We start from the raw sequence: 13,377 nt of genomic DNA, 5'->3' as shown, positions 1-13,377 counted from the left end.
GGCTTCACGGGGCTTCAGGGAAATTCCCCGGAATCGAAGGTAATGCCCTTCCCGGCCAGGACGATATGTCTGCCGTCCCTGCCGCGGGCCGGTAGGACACCTGCACCAGCCGCGGCGGATGGGCGGAGCCGGAACCCACAGCCAGCAGGCCTCCGAAGCCCTGCCGCCGAAGCTCGTCCCCGTCCAGCACGGATATTTCCAGGCCGGCGCGGGCCGCGACGGCACGACTTTGGGCTGCCATCCATTCCGGGGTTGCCGTGTCCGGCGGCAGGTTCGTCAGGTCCCGGGCCAGCCACACGGCACGGGCAGTAATTTCGGCGGCCTTCAGAGCCTCCGGGTCCAGGCCCGTCACTTCCATTGCGCGTGCCATTGGCGGGCCGGCAGGAGTTTTGCCCTGCCGGGGCGCCCGGTACCCGCCCAGGAGGAAGCCCTCCACGAAGGCCTGCTGGGCCGCAGGGTCCAGACCGTCAACCGCGGCGGTGCGGATGTGCTGCGCGCCCCGTGTGGCCCGGGCCAGGGCGGCACCGGCACGGCGCATGCCGGACACCGATTCATCACCGACGCCAAGGAAAATCAGCTTGGCCGGCAGCCGGCCGTCCTTTCCGGCGGGCGGCTCCACCAGCAGGGACTCGCCGGCTTTGCCGGTAACCCCCGCAGTGGCTGCCCGGGCAGCCACATCCACCTCGTACTCCAGCGCCGTTTCGACAGCGCCCCGCCGCGGCTGAGGGTCGGATGCAGCGCTTCCTCAGTGTCCTCCCGGACCGTGGCCTGCGGAGCAGCCGCAATGGCAACAACCAGGACGTCGATTCCTGTCTCATGTCCCGGCAGCAGCCCGGGGCCGGTGGGGGCACCGGCCCGTGGCTGCAGCTGCTCCACTGCGGAAACAGCGGTCATCGGCGGGGCCTGGACCTCGGGTCCGGCAGGGACGCCTGCGGCCGGGGTTGCCCGGGAGGACCCTCTGGGTAGTCGCTGCATTAGTTCAGTTCCTAGCTCGTGGCACCCAGCAAACAGTCTTTCAGCTTGCCGGCTTCCTCTGCGTTCAGTTCCACTACCAGACGGCCGCCGCCGTCGATCGGCACCCGCAGGATGAGGCTTCGCCCCTCCTTGGTGACCTCCATTGGTCCGTCCCCTGTGCGCGGTTTCATTGCAGCCATGTTCCAGTTCCCCTTTCACAGTGCGCTGCGGGCAATCCCCCAGTCACATGTAACCCTCTGTCGCACGGCCTTAAACCAGCTCCGGCGGCAATTAAGGTTCATTATTCCGCACAAACGTGACGCAAACGAAATTTCGTGTGTTCCCCGCCACAGCCTTAGGGAGGATAATCGCCTCCGCCGGGAAGCGGCGTCCATCGCCAGAGCCACGCAACCCAGACAATTTGGAGGATGAGGAACGCGGCGGCCGCGGTCCAGCGGTACGCGCGCGAAGTGCTCAGGTACGCCAGCGCCAGGCCCAGCGGGAACAGCGGCAGCAGCAGCCGGAACGTGCTGGTCAGCGGGTTCAGGAAGGCAAAGAGGTACATCAGGTACGCCGCGCACCACACCTGCAGTTCAACGCCCAGCCGGCGCACGGGTCCGGAATTGAGGCACAGGACCGTGAGGAGCACCAGCCCTGCCAGCGCCGCCGGGCCCAGGACCGGACCAAACAGCCGCTCCGCCTCGTCGAACCAGGGCTTGAACAGCAGCAGGCTGTCGCCCCGCCAGGCAGTCTCCGTGTCCGTGTACGCCCGCAGGTCACCGGTGGCAGCCCAGGCAGCCACCGGCCAGGCCAGCGCCCCGGCGCCGGAGGCAATACCGAGCACCACCATCCGCCGCACTTCCGGCGCGGGGAAGGGCTCCGTTCGGCGCCGGACCCAGCGGCGGACAAACAGGATGCCCATCATCAGGGCAAAGGCCACGCCCACCGGGCGGGACAGGCACATGAGGAGCACAACCGGCACCGCAGCCAGGTACCGGCGGGTCAGCAGCAGGTACAGCGCCGCAGCGAGCAGAAGCAGGTTCAGCGATTCGGCGTAGGGCACCTGCAGCACCGGCGACACCGGAGAGACTGCCACGAACACCACACCCCAGAGCGCCGTTCCGGCGGCGGCCCGCAGTGCGAAGAGCCGGTACACCATCAGGGCTGCCCCAAACCCTGCCGCCGTGGCGACAATCGGCGCGAGCACTTCCCAGCCCAGCCCCGTGACGGCGGCGAGCGCCCGCACCAGCCCGGGGAAGAGGGCGTAGAACGCCCACTCGTTTTCCAGCGCCCGGCCGTTTGCATCACGCGGGATTTCCGCGGGATAACCGCCGCTGAAGATCTTTCCGTACCACTCGCTGTCCCACGCACCAATGAACTGCAGGTACGACGGCGTACCCTCCCATCCCCAGGGGTTCAGTCCCTGCTGGGCGGCCACGGCCAGAAACAGGGCGAAGGAGAACAGCCGGGCCAGGGCCCACACCACCAGGACCTGCGCGTACCAGGGCCAGCGGCCAAAGACCCTTGCCGCCGAGGCTGCCGCATCGGCCAGGATCCGGTTGGGGCCAGAGGGCGGCAGCTGCCTGTTCTCCGCGATGGTCCTACCCTCCATTACGCACCCAGCAGCTTTCCAGATGGTCGTTGGCGCAGCCGGTGGCCTGCAGCATGGCATAGGCGGTGGTGGGACCGACGAAACGGAAACCGCGCTGCTTCAAGGCCTTGGCCAGGGCGGTGGATTCGGCAGTGGCAGCGGGTACGTCCGCGGTGGTTTTGGCGCCGGACGCTGCGGGTCCGCCCGGTGCTGCTGAAGCAGTTCTTCCAGGCTCTCGCCTGCGGGCAGCTGCAGCAGTGCCCGGGCATTGGCGATGACGGCGTCGATCTTCGCGCGGTTCCGCACGATTCCGGCGTCGGCCATCAGCCGGTCCCGGTCAGCATCGGTGAAACGGGCAACGGCCGCGGGGTCAAACCCCGCAAAGGCGGCCCGGAAGGCAGGGCGTTTACGCAGGATCGTGATCCAGCTCAGGCCCGCCTGGAAGGCCTCAAGACTTAGCCGTTCAAACAGGGCCGCTTCCCCGGCAACCGGTCGGCCCCATTCCTCGTCGTGGTACCGCTGGTAATCGGGGCTGGCCACTGCCCAGGGGCAGCGCAGCAGGCCGTCGGAGCCGGCGACCGTGCTCACTGCCGCACCTCCGGGTCCTCTGGATGTTCCGGGCCGTCCGGCCGCTCCGGGCTGATGCCGGGCGAAGGGCTCATCACAGCGGTCAGTGCTGCGTCCCGTTCGGCCAGCGCCGCCGCCAGCTTGGCCAGGACCTCGTCCACCTGGTCCATGCGGTACCCCCTCAGGGCAACGGAAAACCGCAGCCGTCCGATATCCGAGGGCCGGACCCGGTCCGGCAGCAGGACCGGCGGCAGCCTGGGATCCGGTTCGGCCAGGCCCGGGTCACCGCCGGGCCCAGTGAGCGGCGCTCCCCCGCCGTCCGTCCCGGGGCCCGCTGCGGATTTGCGCTGCCGCGGAAGCCCCGAAGCCAGCAGGGCAACCGCGCCTGCGGCAACAATTGCCAGGAAGACCAAGAGTGTTGTCACAGAACCATCGTGCCAGATGAGGCCCCCGAACCTGCCCTACGGGGAGACGTGCCCGGCGCTGTCGATGATCATCAACTGCACGGCTTCCGCCGGGTCGTCCACCACATGGATCAGGTCCAGGTCCTTGGCCGAGATCATCCCCTCACCCAGCAGGGTGCCCCTGACCCAGTCCAGGAGCGGGGTCCAGAACTCGGTGCCGATAAGCACGATCGGGAAGGACGTCACCTTTTGGGTCTGGACCAGGGTCATGGCTTCAAAGAGTTCATCCATGGTCCCGAACCCGCCCGGCAGGACGATGAAGCCCTGGGCGTATTTGACGAACATGGTCTTGCGCACAAAGAAGTAACGGAAGTTGATCCCCAAATCGACCCAGTCATTCAGGCCCGTTTCGAAGGGAAGCTCAATGCCCAGTCCCACAGACAGCCCGTCGGCTTCCACCGCGCCCCTGTTCGCGGCCTCCATGGAACCCGGCCCGCCGCCGGTGATCACGGCCAGCCCTTCCTCCGCGAGCAGGCGCCCCACTTCCTCGCCAAGCTTGTAGTAGGGGGAACCGGGAAGGCTGCGGGCGGAACCGAAGACGCTGACCGCAGGACCCAGCTCGGACAAGGTGCCGAAGCCCTCGACGAACTCGCTCTGGATACGCAGTACCCGCCAGGGATCGGTGTGGGTGAAATGCGTTTGGTCCTGGCCGTCAAGCAGGTAGCGGTCTGACTGCGGTGCCGCGGCCTGCGCCCGGCGCAGCTCCACGGGTCCGCGCTTCCGGGGACTGCCGATACGGGGACGGGACGTGTTCTCGCTGAATTCCATGCTTCAAGGGTAAGCACATGTGTGGGACCGGTCTCACGCCGTCCTCCGGTCGTGTTTGGTTGCTCTTGCGTCACGATTGCGCAGAAAAAGTGGACTGAGACACATTGCGGACACAATCATTGGTTATCTTCTTCTTATGACCCGTGACACATCCGAAGGCGCCATGCCTGACTCTGCCGCCCCTCTTGTCTCACTGAGGAACGTCAACAAGCACTTTGGCGACCTGCACGTCCTGCAAAACATCAACCTCGACGTGGCCCGGGGCGAAGTGGTGGTCGTCATTGGCCCGTCCGGTTCCGGCAAGTCAACGCTCTGCCGTGCCATCAACCGCCTGGAAACCATCGACGACGGTGAAATCGCCGTCGACGGCAAGGTCCTGCCCGCCGAGGGCAAGGCCCTCGCGAAGCTGCGCGCCGACGTCGGCATGGTTTTCCAGTCGTTCAACCTCTTTGCCCATAAGACCATCCTCGACAACGTGTCGCTGGGCCCGGTCAAGGTCAAAGGCATGAAATCGGCCGACGCGAAGAAGCTGTCAATGGAACTGCTGGAACGGGTGGGGGTCGCCAATCAGGCGAACAAACTTCCCGCCCAGCTTTCCGGCGGCCAGCAGCAGCGTGTGGCGATTGCCCGCGCACTGGCCATGAAGCCCAAGGTCATGCTGTTCGACGAACCGACCTCGGCGCTGGACCCCGAAATGATCAATGAAGTCCTGGACACCATGGTCGGCCTGGCCAAGGAAGGCATGACCATGATCGTGGTGACCCACGAAATGGGCTTCGCCCGCAGGGCCGCCGACCGTGTGGTCTTCATGGCCGACGGACAGATCGTCGAAGAGGCCACGCCTGAGGAGTTCTTCACGAACCCCAGGAGCAGCCGAGCCAAGGACTTCCTGGGCAAGATCCTCGCCCACTAGGGCGTTCTGACAGATTCACCGATCACTAACACAGATACACCCGGATTCACACGTTGGGGGCAACCCCTGAAGTAAGGCCAGCCCGTCCGGCACGGCCGCTAAACAAGGAGAAATCATGCGCAAGACCCGCTACGCCGCAGTGGCATTCGCCGCTGCCGCAGCACTGACCATGTCCGCCTGCGGAGGCGACTCCGGCACTGATGCCGGCGGCGAGGACACGGGTTCATCAGACACCATCACCATCGGCATCAAGTTTGATCAGCCCGGCGTTGGTTTTATGGAAAACAACGAGCCGAGCGGCTTCGATGTTGACGTTGCCAAGTATGTGGCAAATGAACTGGGCTACTCCGAAGACCAGATCGAATGGAAGGAAACCCCGTCCGCGCAGCGCGAGAACGTGCTGGAAAACGGCGAGGTGGACATGATCTTTGCAAGCTACTCCATCACTGACGAACGCAAGCAGCGCGTGGCCTTCGCCGGACCGTACTTCATTGCCGGCCAGGACCTGCTGGTCAACGCCGACAACAATGACATCAACGGCCCCGAGGACCTCAACGGCAAGGTACTGTGCTCGGTGACCGGCTCCACCTCGGCCCAAAAGATCGCCGACACCCAGCCCGATGTGAACCTGCTGGAGCAGGGCGGCTACGCCAACTGCGTCACCGCCATGCAGGGCGGACAGGTGGACGCCGTCACCACCGACGACATCATCCTGGCCGGCCTGGCCTCCACCGACGCCAACTCCGGCAAGTTCAAGGTCGTCGGGAACACGTTCACCGAAGAGCAGTACGGTGTGGGCATCTCCCAGGACAGCGACCAGTGTGAAGCCATCAACACGGCCATCCGCACCATGGTGGAAGACGGTTCCTGGGAAGAGGCCATCATGGCCAACACCGAAGGCGCGGACTACTCCTACAACGATGAGCTGAACCCGCCGGAACCCGCAGCCTGCGCCTAAGCACGTCAACCGGCGGCCGTCCGCCGGCGTAAACCTCCGGTGCATGCGAAGGATGTCGATTCCTTCGCATGCACCGGTTTCTTTCTCTTACAGAAGAGGTACATCATGGGTGGTTTTTTCGCCCTCTTCGAGGGTTACGACGTCGTCGCGGCGTTCTGGATGAACATCCAGCTGGCGTTCTGGGCGGCCATCGGGTCACTGGTCCTGGGCACCGTCCTTGCCGTCATGCGGATTTCGCCCATCGCGAGCCTGCGCTGGTTCGGTACGGCCTACGTCAATATCTTCCGCAACACCCCGCTGACCATCATCATGGTGTTCTCAGTGCTGGGACTGTGGGGCCAGCTCCAGGTCAACTTCGTCAACGATTTTGACCTGAACTTCTTCATGTTGGCCATCCTGTCCCTGAGCCTGTACCACGCAGCGTTCGTCTGCGAAGCGATCCGCAGCGGCGTTAACACCGTACCGCTGGGCCAGGCCGAGGCCGCCCGTTCCATTGGGCTGTCCTTCCTGCCCGCAGCGTGGCTGATCATCCTGCCGCAGGCCTTCCGCGGTGCAATTGCGCCGCTGGGCAATGTACTCATTGCCCTGGTCAAGAACACCACGGTCGCCGCCGCCGCGAGCGTGGCGGAAGCGTCCGGCCTGATGAAGACCATGATCGAGTTCCGCCCCGATGTCATGACCCAGATCTTCCTGACCTTCGCCATTGGCTTTGTGGTCATCGTGATCCCCATCGGCCTTCTCACCACGTGGGCCTCAAAGAAGCTGGCGGTGGCACGATGAGCAACCAAGCAGTCCTGTTCGACGTTCCCGGTCCCAAGGCCAAGCGCCGGATCCTGGTCTTCAACGTCCTCGGCGGGCTCTTCGTCCTGGGCATCCTCGCGGTGGCCGTCAACGGCTTGGCGGAAAAAGACCAGTTCGAGGCAGCCAAGTGGACGCCCTTCCTGGAATGGTCAACGTGGCAGTTCACGCTGCTCCCCGGGTTACTGGCAACCCTTCAGGCCGCCGGCGTAGCGGTGCTCACTTCCATTGCCTTCGGCCTGCTCTTCGGCTTTGGCCGGCTGTCGGGGGTGGCTCCGCTGCGCTGGGTGTGCGACGTCGTCGTGGAGTTCTTCCGCGCCGTTCCGGTGCTGCTGATGATGATCTTCCTGTACCAGTTCTTCGCCAAGTCCACGCCGATGGAAGCGTCCAACGCCCCGTTCGCGGCGGTTGTGGTGGCGCTGACCCTCTACAACGGTTCGGTCATCGCGGAACTTGTCCGCTCGGGCGTCTTCGGGCTGCCCAAGGGCCAGCGCGAAGCAGGGCTGGCCATCGGCCTGACCCCGGCACAGTCGCTGCGCAGCATTGAAATCCCGCAGGCCCTGGTGGCCATGCTGCCCGCCCTGCTGGGCCAGTTTGTCGTGATCCTCAAGGATTCGGCACTGGGCTACATCATCGGCTACACCGATCTGCTGGCAAACGCCCAGCGCTTCGGCGCCGGAGCCGGGAACATGCTTCCATCCCTGCTGGTGGCGGCAGCGATCTTCATCCTGATCAATATGCTGCTGACCTTCACCGCACAGCGTCTCTCCCGTCTGCTCGGCGCGCGGGCCGGGAAGCTGCTGCAGCGCGAAGACGCCATCGATCCGGAAGGTGTTGAAGCTCCAGTCAAGTAGAAACAGGCGCCACGCAAAGAAGGGGAGGACCGGTGCTGCCGGTCCTCCCCTTCTTTTGTCTGCTCTTTTGGCTGCTCGTTGGCTGTTGCCGGCCTGCGCTAGCTGAGCCAGGTCCGCAGCGCGGCCAGGCAGGCCCGCACTGCGTCCGCCTCAACGTGCTCGTTGTCCGTATGTGCCAGGAGGGCATCCCCCGGGCCGAAGTTCACGGCCGGAATGCCCAGGGCGCTGAAGCGGGCCACATCGGTCCAGCCGTACTTGGGCTTGGGCTCCTGCCCGACAACTTCCACGAAGCTCGCAGCGGCAGGCCGGTCCAGTCCCGGCCGTGCACCGGCGGCGGCGTCGGTGCGGACCAGGTCGAACCCGGCGAGCAGGTTCCTGACGTAGGCTTCGGCTTCCTCGATCGACTTGTCGGGGGCGAAGCGGTAGTTGATTTCCACTGTGGCCGCGTCCGGAATGACGTTGCCGGCAGTGCCGCCCCAGATCTTCACGGCGTTCAGCGATTCGCGGTAGTCCAGGCCCTCCACCGACACGGTGGCAGGCACATGGTCGCGCAGCCGGGCCAGGATTTCCGCCGCGGCGTGGATCGCGTTCTCGCCCATCCAGGCCCGGGCGGAGTGCGCGGCCCGGCCGGCGGTGGTGGCGTGAAAGCGCATGGTGCCGTTGCAGCCGCCCTCCACTGTCCCGTTGGTGGGTTCCAGCAGCACCGCGAAGTCCGCTTCCAGCCACTGCGGATAGCTCTCCTGGAGCCGGCCCAGCCCGGAGAGCGACGCCTCGACTTCCTCATGGTCATAAAACACAAAGGTGATATCCCGGGACGGTTCCGCCAGCCCGGCGGCCAGGGCCAGCTGCACGGCCACCCCGCCCTTCATGTCTGTGGCGCCCCGGCCGTACAGGACGTTCCCGTCCCAGGTGGAGGGCACGGTGCCGCGGGAGCCGGGAACGGCGGGCAGCGGGACGGTGTCCAGGTGCCCGGCAAGGATGACCCGCTCGGCGCGGCCCAGGGACGTCCTCGCCATGACCGAATCGCCGTCGCGCACCACCTCCAGATGCGGCAGGGCACGCAGCGCCGCCTCCACGGCGTCGGCCACTTCCTTCTCGTTGCCCGACACACTTTCCATGTCGATGAGGTCGGCGGTCAGCAGGGCAACGTCACGGGTGGGATCCAGGGTCCGGGATGGCGTTTCAGTCATGCCTCCACCCTACCGACCACCTGCCCGTGCCCCTCAAGCGCTCTTCACACAGGCTCCATCCCAGGCCATCGGTAGACTGGAGTGCATGACTTCAAGCACCTCCTCCCCGACCGCCCGCACCGCCTCCGGCCTGGGCCTGGCCACCATTACCGAAGACGGCACCGTCTTGGATGTTTGGTATCCGCAACCTGTGCTGGGCGCCCACAGCGCAGCTGATTCGTCCGCCGCCAACGCCCTCGTCCCCGAGTTGGAAGCCGCAGCTGCTTCCCTGACGGACGCCGGCCGCGGCACCCGCGGCGAGGTCCTGCGCACCGAAATCGACCTTGACGCCGCACCGTCGGACACCGCCGACGCGTACCTTCGCCTGCACCTGCTCTCCACCCGCCTCGCCGCGCCGAACACGCTGAACCTGGACGGCATCTTCGCCAAGCTCCCCAACGTGGTCTGGACCAACTTCGGCCCCTGCGCCGTCGAAAACTTCGAGGCTGTCCGTCTGCGCCTGCGCGCCCGCGGTCCGGTGACGGTGTACGGCGTGGACAAGTTCCCGCGCATGACGGACTACGTGGTGCCCTCCGGCGTGCGGATCGCCGACGCCGGGCGGGTGCGCCTGGGCGCACACCTCGCCGAAGGCACCACCGTGATGCACGAGGGCTTCGTCAACTTCAACGCCGGAACTCTCGGCGTGTCCATGGTCGAGGGCCGCATTTCCGCGGGCGTGGTGGTGGGCAACGGCACCGATGTGGGCGGCGGCGCCTCCATCATGGGCACCCTGTCCGGCGGCGGACGGGAAAAGATCACCCTCGGCGAACGCGTCCTGCTGGGTGCCAACTCCGGCGTGGGCATCAGCATCGGAAACGAATCCGTCGTGGAAGCCGGCCTGTACCTCACCGCCGGCACCCGGGTGTCGGTGCTGGTCCCCGGCGAGGAAGCGCAAACCGTCAAGGCGGTGGAGCTGAGCGGCGTTCCCAACCTGCTGTTCCGCCGCAATTCGGTCACCGGCAGCGTGGAAGCCCTGGCCCGCAGCGGAGCGAGCGTGGAGCTCAACGCCGCCCTGCACGCCAACTAGGCAGCGGCAGCCGCCCATGCCGGCCTCCGGCTCCGCACCCCGGCGCAGCAGCGGATCCCTTCCGGTGCTGCTGCTGGCAGTGCTCTTTCTGGTTGCCGTCACCGTCTACGCGGTGTCAGCGCTCCGTGAGCCGGGGACGGGCCGGCTGCCCCGCCGTCGTGCACCGCAACCGCCGGCGGCGCGGAATATCACCTAACGCCGGCGCGGGCGGAGACAGCGGCCCTCATCGCCGGGATTTCGGTCCGCCGGGGCATGCCCGCGCGGGCCGCCTCCATCGCCGTGGCCACCGCCATCCAGGAGTCCGGGCTGCGCAACCTCGACTACGGGGACGACGCCGGCCCGGACTCCCGGGGCCTGTTCCAGCAGCGACCGTCCCAGGGTTGGGGCAGCCAAGAGCAGGTCATGGACCCGGTGTATGCAGCCAACGCGTTTTATGACGCCCTGGAAAAGGTGCCCAATTACGCGGATCTTCCCGTGACCGTAGCCGCCCAGACGGTCCAGCGCAGCGCTTTTCCCGACGCCTACGCCGACCATGAGGACGAGGCCAAGGCCTTCGCTTCCGCCCTGACCGGGCACTCCCCCGCCGCCATGGCCTGCACCCTGGATCCGCCGTCGGCCTCCGGCAGCCCCGGCGCCGTCCTGGCCGCGATGACCGCGGTCTACGGCCCGGTGGACGCCACTGTCGAGGGCTACCGCATTACCGTGGCGGGCACCGGCAGCTACGGCTGGTCGCTGGCGGAATGGGCCGTGGCCAACGCCCAGACGCTGTCCCTGGACTCGGTGGCCTTTGACGAACGCCGGTGGACGCGGGCAACGGGAACCTGGGATCCGGCTCCCGCCTCCGGCGGCGCCGTGGTCCTGACGGTGTTTCATGCCGCTGAGCAGTCCTGACCGGGCGCCGGTGCGGAATCCACTAGTCTGAAGTCATGCGAATACTTGTTACCGGAGGCACGGGATACATCGGTTCCCACACCACGCTGGCCCTGCTGGAAGCCGGCCACGACGTCGTCGTGCTGGACAATCTGGCCAACTCAAGCGAAGAATCCCTGAACCGGGTCCGTGAGCTGACCGGGCGGAGCGCCGAGTTCGTCCGCGCGGACCTGCTCGACGAGGCCGCCGTGGATGCCGTCTTTACCGACTATGCCGTGGACGCCGTCATCCACTTTGCCGGACTGAAGGCCGTTGGAGAGTCCGTGGCCAAACCCCTGTACTACTACCACAACAACGTCGGCGGCACCCTGAACCTGCTGCGCATGATGGACAAGCACGACGTCCGGACCCTGGTCTTCAGCTCCTCGGCCACCGTGTACGGCGCCTCCGAGGAAGTCCCGCTCACGGAAAAGTCGCCGATGGACGCGGTGAATCCCTACGGCCGCACCAAGGAACAGATCGAAGACATCCTGGCAGATCTGGGCGCGGCCGACGGCCGATGGAACATTGCCCTGCTGCGCTACTTCAACCCCGCCGGCGCGCATGAGTCCGGCCGGATCGGCGAAGACCCCACCGGTGTTCCGAACAACCTGCTGCCGTTTGTAGCCCAGGTCGCCGTGGGCCGCCGTGAGAAAGTCATGGTCTTCGGCGACGACTACCCCACCCCCGACGGCACGGGCGTGCGCGACTACATCCATGTGGTGGACCTCGCTGCCGGCCACCTCGCGGCCCTGGAGTACATCACCGCAAAGTCCGGCGTACACCGCTGGAACCTCGGTACCGGCCACGGATCCTCCGTGCTCGAGGTGCTGGCCGCGTTTTCCCGCGCCGCCGGCAAAGAGGTGCCCTACGAAGTCACTGCCCGCCGGCCCGGCGACGCCGCCGTCAGCTACGCCGACCCGTCCGCCGCCCTGGCGGACCTGGGCTGGTCCGCCCGGCGCTCCCTGGACGATATGTGCGGGGACCACTGGCGCTGGCAGAAGAACAACCCGCAGGGCTACGCCGGCTCCTAACGGCCGGCGGCACCAAAGGCCCCTGGAATCCATGACGGACTCCAGGGGCCTTTTGCGGTGCTGCCGGGCCCGGTGCGGGCTAGCGGGCCGGGTAGTTGCGTTCCGGGGAACCCGTGTAGAGCTGGCGCGGACGCCCGATCTTCGTCTGCGGATCCTGCATCATTTCGCGCCACTGGGCGATCCAGCCCGGCAGGCGGCCAATGGCGAACAGGACCGTGAACATCTTTTCCGGGAAACCCATGGCCTTGTAGATCAGGCCGGTGTAGAAGTCCACGTTCGGGTACAGCTTGCGCTCGATGAAGTAATCATCGGCCAGGGCCTTCTCTTCCAGGCGCATGGCGATGTCCAGCAGCTCGTCGTTGCCGCCGAGCTTGGCCAGGATGTCGTGCGCGGTGGCCTTGACGATCTTGGCGCGCGGATCGTAGTTCTTGTAGACGCGGTGCCCGAAGCCCATGAGCTTCACGCCGTCTTCCTTGTTCTTGACCTTCTCCATGAAGGTTTCCGGTGCCATGCCCGTGGACTTGATGTCCCGGAGCATGTTCAGGACGGCCTCGTTGGCGCCGCCGTGCAGCGGCCCGAAGAGGGCACTGATGCCGGCGGACACGGAAGCGAACATGTTGGCGTTCGAGGAGCCCACAAGGCGGACGGTCGACGTGGAGCAGTTCTGCTCGTGGTCTGCGTGCAGGATCAGCAGCAGGTCCAGCGCCTTGACCAGGTCGGGATCGATTTCGTAGGGCTCGGCCGGCAGGCCGAAGCTCAGGCGCATGAAGTTCTCCACGAGGTTCATGGAATTGTCCGGGTACAGCATCGGCTGGCCAATGGACTTCTTGTGCGCGTAAGCGGCAATCACCGGGAGCTTTGCCATCAGGCGGACGGTGGAGAGCTCCACCTGCTCTTCGTCGAACGGATCCAGGGAATCCTGGTAGAACGTCGAGAGTGCGCTCACAGCCGAGGACAGTACCGGCATGGGGTGCGCGTCGCGGGGAAGCCGCCGAAGAAGCCCTTGAGGTCTTCGTGCAGCAACGTGTGCCGGCGGATCCGCTGGTCGAAGGCTTCCAGCTCCGCGGGGGTGGGAAGGTTGCCGTAGATCAGCAGATAGGACGTCTCGAGGAAGCTGGAGTGCTTGGCAAGCTGCTCGATGGGATAGCCGCGGTAACGCAGGATCCCGGCATCGCCGTCGATGTAGGTAATCGCGGACTTGGTGGCCGCGGTGTTCATGAAGCCGGGGTCAAACGTGACGGTTCCGGTCTGCTTCAGCAGCTTGGAGACGTCAAAGCCGTCGTTGCCCTCCGCCGCGGCAACGCGGGGAGC

13 protein-coding genes and 2 pseudogenes are annotated in these 13,377 nt (G+C 66.2%); 7 read left to right on the top strand and 8 right to left on the bottom strand.

The window, feature by feature from the left end; all coding sequences use genetic code 11:
• Positions 1–4 precede the first annotated feature (4 nt).
• From OL239_RS05530 to OL239_RS05505, 6 genes and pseudogenes are all read right to left on the bottom strand, one after another.
• Positions 5–682 carry a M17 family peptidase N-terminal domain-containing protein gene (locus OL239_RS05530; RefSeq protein WP_268911052.1) on the bottom strand — a complete coding sequence of 226 codons (678 nt, stop codon included), beginning with the start codon at positions 680–682 and terminating at the stop codon, positions 5–7.
• Positions 683–986: 304 nt separating this feature from the next.
• A complete protein-coding gene (locus tag OL239_RS05525; protein ID WP_152219550.1) occupies positions 987–1,154 on the bottom strand; it encodes a DUF3117 domain-containing protein in 168 nt (55 codons plus the stop codon).
• A 155-nt stretch (positions 1,155–1,309) separates the two neighbouring features.
• The gene (locus OL239_RS05520; protein ID WP_268911051.1) at positions 1,310–2,566 is read right to left on the bottom strand and encodes a hypothetical protein; all 1,257 of its coding nucleotides are present in this window, start codon (positions 2,564–2,566) and stop codon (positions 1,310–1,312) included.
• Positions 2,556–3,133: pseudogene (locus OL239_RS05515) on the bottom strand (DNA-3-methyladenine glycosylase I). Before OL239_RS05515 ends, OL239_RS05520 begins: the two are co-directional and overlap by 11 nt.
• Positions 3,130–3,537 (bottom strand): DivIVA domain-containing protein, encoded by a 408-nt coding sequence (locus OL239_RS05510; RefSeq protein WP_268911050.1) that lies wholly within the window; start codon positions 3,535–3,537, stop codon positions 3,130–3,132. The pseudogene OL239_RS05515 and the gene OL239_RS05510 overlap by 4 nt, the downstream one beginning before the upstream one ends.
• Positions 3,538–3,573: 36 nt before the next feature.
• Positions 3,574–4,344, bottom strand: coding sequence for a TIGR00730 family Rossman fold protein (locus OL239_RS05505; protein ID WP_268911049.1), 771 nt, complete (start codon positions 4,342–4,344; stop codon positions 3,574–3,576).
• Positions 4,345–4,507: 163 nt separating this feature from the next.
• Between OL239_RS05505 and OL239_RS05500 the strand changes: the two genes are divergently transcribed.
• The 4 genes from OL239_RS05500 (at position 4,508) to OL239_RS05485 (ending at position 7,867) form a co-directional block, all read left to right on the top strand.
• Positions 4,508–5,257 (top strand): amino acid ABC transporter ATP-binding protein, encoded by a 750-nt coding sequence (locus OL239_RS05500; RefSeq protein ID WP_268911048.1) that lies wholly within the window; start codon positions 4,508–4,510, stop codon positions 5,255–5,257.
• Positions 5,258–5,372: 115 nt separating this feature from the next.
• Positions 5,373–6,215: a glutamate ABC transporter substrate-binding protein gene (locus tag OL239_RS05495; RefSeq protein WP_268911047.1), complete on the top strand. Its 843-nt coding sequence runs from the start codon at positions 5,373–5,375 to the stop codon at positions 6,213–6,215.
• A gap of 105 nt (positions 6,216–6,320) precedes the next feature.
• Positions 6,321–6,995, top strand: coding sequence for an amino acid ABC transporter permease (locus tag OL239_RS05490; RefSeq protein ID WP_268911046.1), 675 nt, complete (start codon positions 6,321–6,323; stop codon positions 6,993–6,995).
• Positions 6,992–7,867: an amino acid ABC transporter permease gene (locus tag OL239_RS05485; protein WP_268911045.1), complete on the top strand. Its 876-nt coding sequence runs from the start codon at positions 6,992–6,994 to the stop codon at positions 7,865–7,867. Before OL239_RS05490 ends, OL239_RS05485 begins: the two co-directional genes overlap by 4 nt.
• Positions 7,868–7,965: 98 nt before the next feature.
• On the opposite strand, the gene dapE is transcribed toward OL239_RS05485, so the two are convergent.
• Positions 7,966–9,057 carry a succinyl-diaminopimelate desuccinylase gene (gene dapE / locus OL239_RS05480; protein ID WP_268911044.1) on the bottom strand — a complete coding sequence of 364 codons (1,092 nt, stop codon included), beginning with the start codon at positions 9,055–9,057 and terminating at the stop codon, positions 7,966–7,968.
• Between the two features lie 85 nt (positions 9,058–9,142).
• Here dapE and dapD point away from each other — a divergent pair, with 85 nt between their 5' ends.
• The 3 genes from dapD (at position 9,143) to galE (ending at position 12,066) form a co-directional block, all read left to right on the top strand.
• Positions 9,143–10,123 carry a 2,3,4,5-tetrahydropyridine-2,6-dicarboxylate N-succinyltransferase gene (gene dapD / locus OL239_RS05475; protein WP_268911043.1) on the top strand — a complete coding sequence of 327 codons (981 nt, stop codon included), beginning with the start codon at positions 9,143–9,145 and terminating at the stop codon, positions 10,121–10,123.
• A 252-nt stretch (positions 10,124–10,375) separates the two neighbouring features.
• Positions 10,376–11,014, top strand: a complete 639-nt coding sequence (locus tag OL239_RS05470; RefSeq protein ID WP_268911042.1) for a hypothetical protein — start codon at positions 10,376–10,378, stop codon at positions 11,012–11,014.
• 35 nt (positions 11,015–11,049) lie between these two features.
• On the top strand, positions 11,050–12,066 hold the full coding sequence (gene galE / locus OL239_RS05465; protein ID WP_268911041.1) for a UDP-glucose 4-epimerase GalE: 1,017 nt from the start codon (positions 11,050–11,052) through the stop codon (positions 12,064–12,066).
• 79 nt (positions 12,067–12,145) lie between these two features.
• Here galE and OL239_RS05460 read toward each other — a convergent pair.
• A pseudogene (locus tag OL239_RS05460) lies at positions 12,146–13,284 on the bottom strand (citrate synthase).
• Positions 13,285–13,377: the final 93 nt, after the last annotated feature.

This window comes from Arthrobacter sp. ATA002 (assembly GCF_026898095.1).
Classification (GTDB): Bacteria; Actinomycetota; Actinomycetes; order Actinomycetales; family Micrococcaceae; genus Arthrobacter_B.
Note: the sequence above shows the minus strand (reverse complement) of the source record. Positions and strands in the feature narration are given on the sequence as shown.

What these genes read in the sequence shown, in the direction of transcription:
- OL239_RS05525 (WP_152219550.1), bottom strand. Translation starts at nt 1,154, where the DNA reads ATGGCTGCAATGAAACCGCGCACAGGGGACGGACCAATGGAGGTCACC.
- OL239_RS05520 (WP_268911051.1), bottom strand. Translation starts at nt 2,566, where the DNA reads ATGGAGGGTAGGACCATCGCGGAGAACAGGCAGCTGCCGCCCTCTGGC.
- OL239_RS05505 (WP_268911049.1), bottom strand. Translation starts at nt 4,344, where the DNA reads ATGGAATTCAGCGAGAACACGTCCCGTCCCCGTATCGGCAGTCCCCGG.
- OL239_RS05500 (WP_268911048.1), top strand. Translation starts at nt 4,508, where the DNA reads ATGCCTGACTCTGCCGCCCCTCTTGTCTCACTGAGGAACGTCAACAAG.
- OL239_RS05495 (WP_268911047.1), top strand. Translation starts at nt 5,373, where the DNA reads ATGCGCAAGACCCGCTACGCCGCAGTGGCATTCGCCGCTGCCGCAGCA.
- OL239_RS05490 (WP_268911046.1), top strand. Translation starts at nt 6,321, where the DNA reads ATGGGTGGTTTTTTCGCCCTCTTCGAGGGTTACGACGTCGTCGCGGCG.
- OL239_RS05485 (WP_268911045.1), top strand. Translation starts at nt 6,992, where the DNA reads ATGAGCAACCAAGCAGTCCTGTTCGACGTTCCCGGTCCCAAGGCCAAG.
- dapE (WP_268911044.1), bottom strand. Translation starts at nt 9,057, where the DNA reads ATGACTGAAACGCCATCCCGGACCCTGGATCCCACCCGTGACGTTGCC.
- dapD (WP_268911043.1), top strand. Translation starts at nt 9,143, where the DNA reads ATGACTTCAAGCACCTCCTCCCCGACCGCCCGCACCGCCTCCGGCCTG.
- OL239_RS05470 (WP_268911042.1), top strand. Translation starts at nt 10,376, where the DNA reads ATGCCCGCGCGGGCCGCCTCCATCGCCGTGGCCACCGCCATCCAGGAG.
- galE (WP_268911041.1), top strand. Translation starts at nt 11,050, where the DNA reads ATGCGAATACTTGTTACCGGAGGCACGGGATACATCGGTTCCCACACC.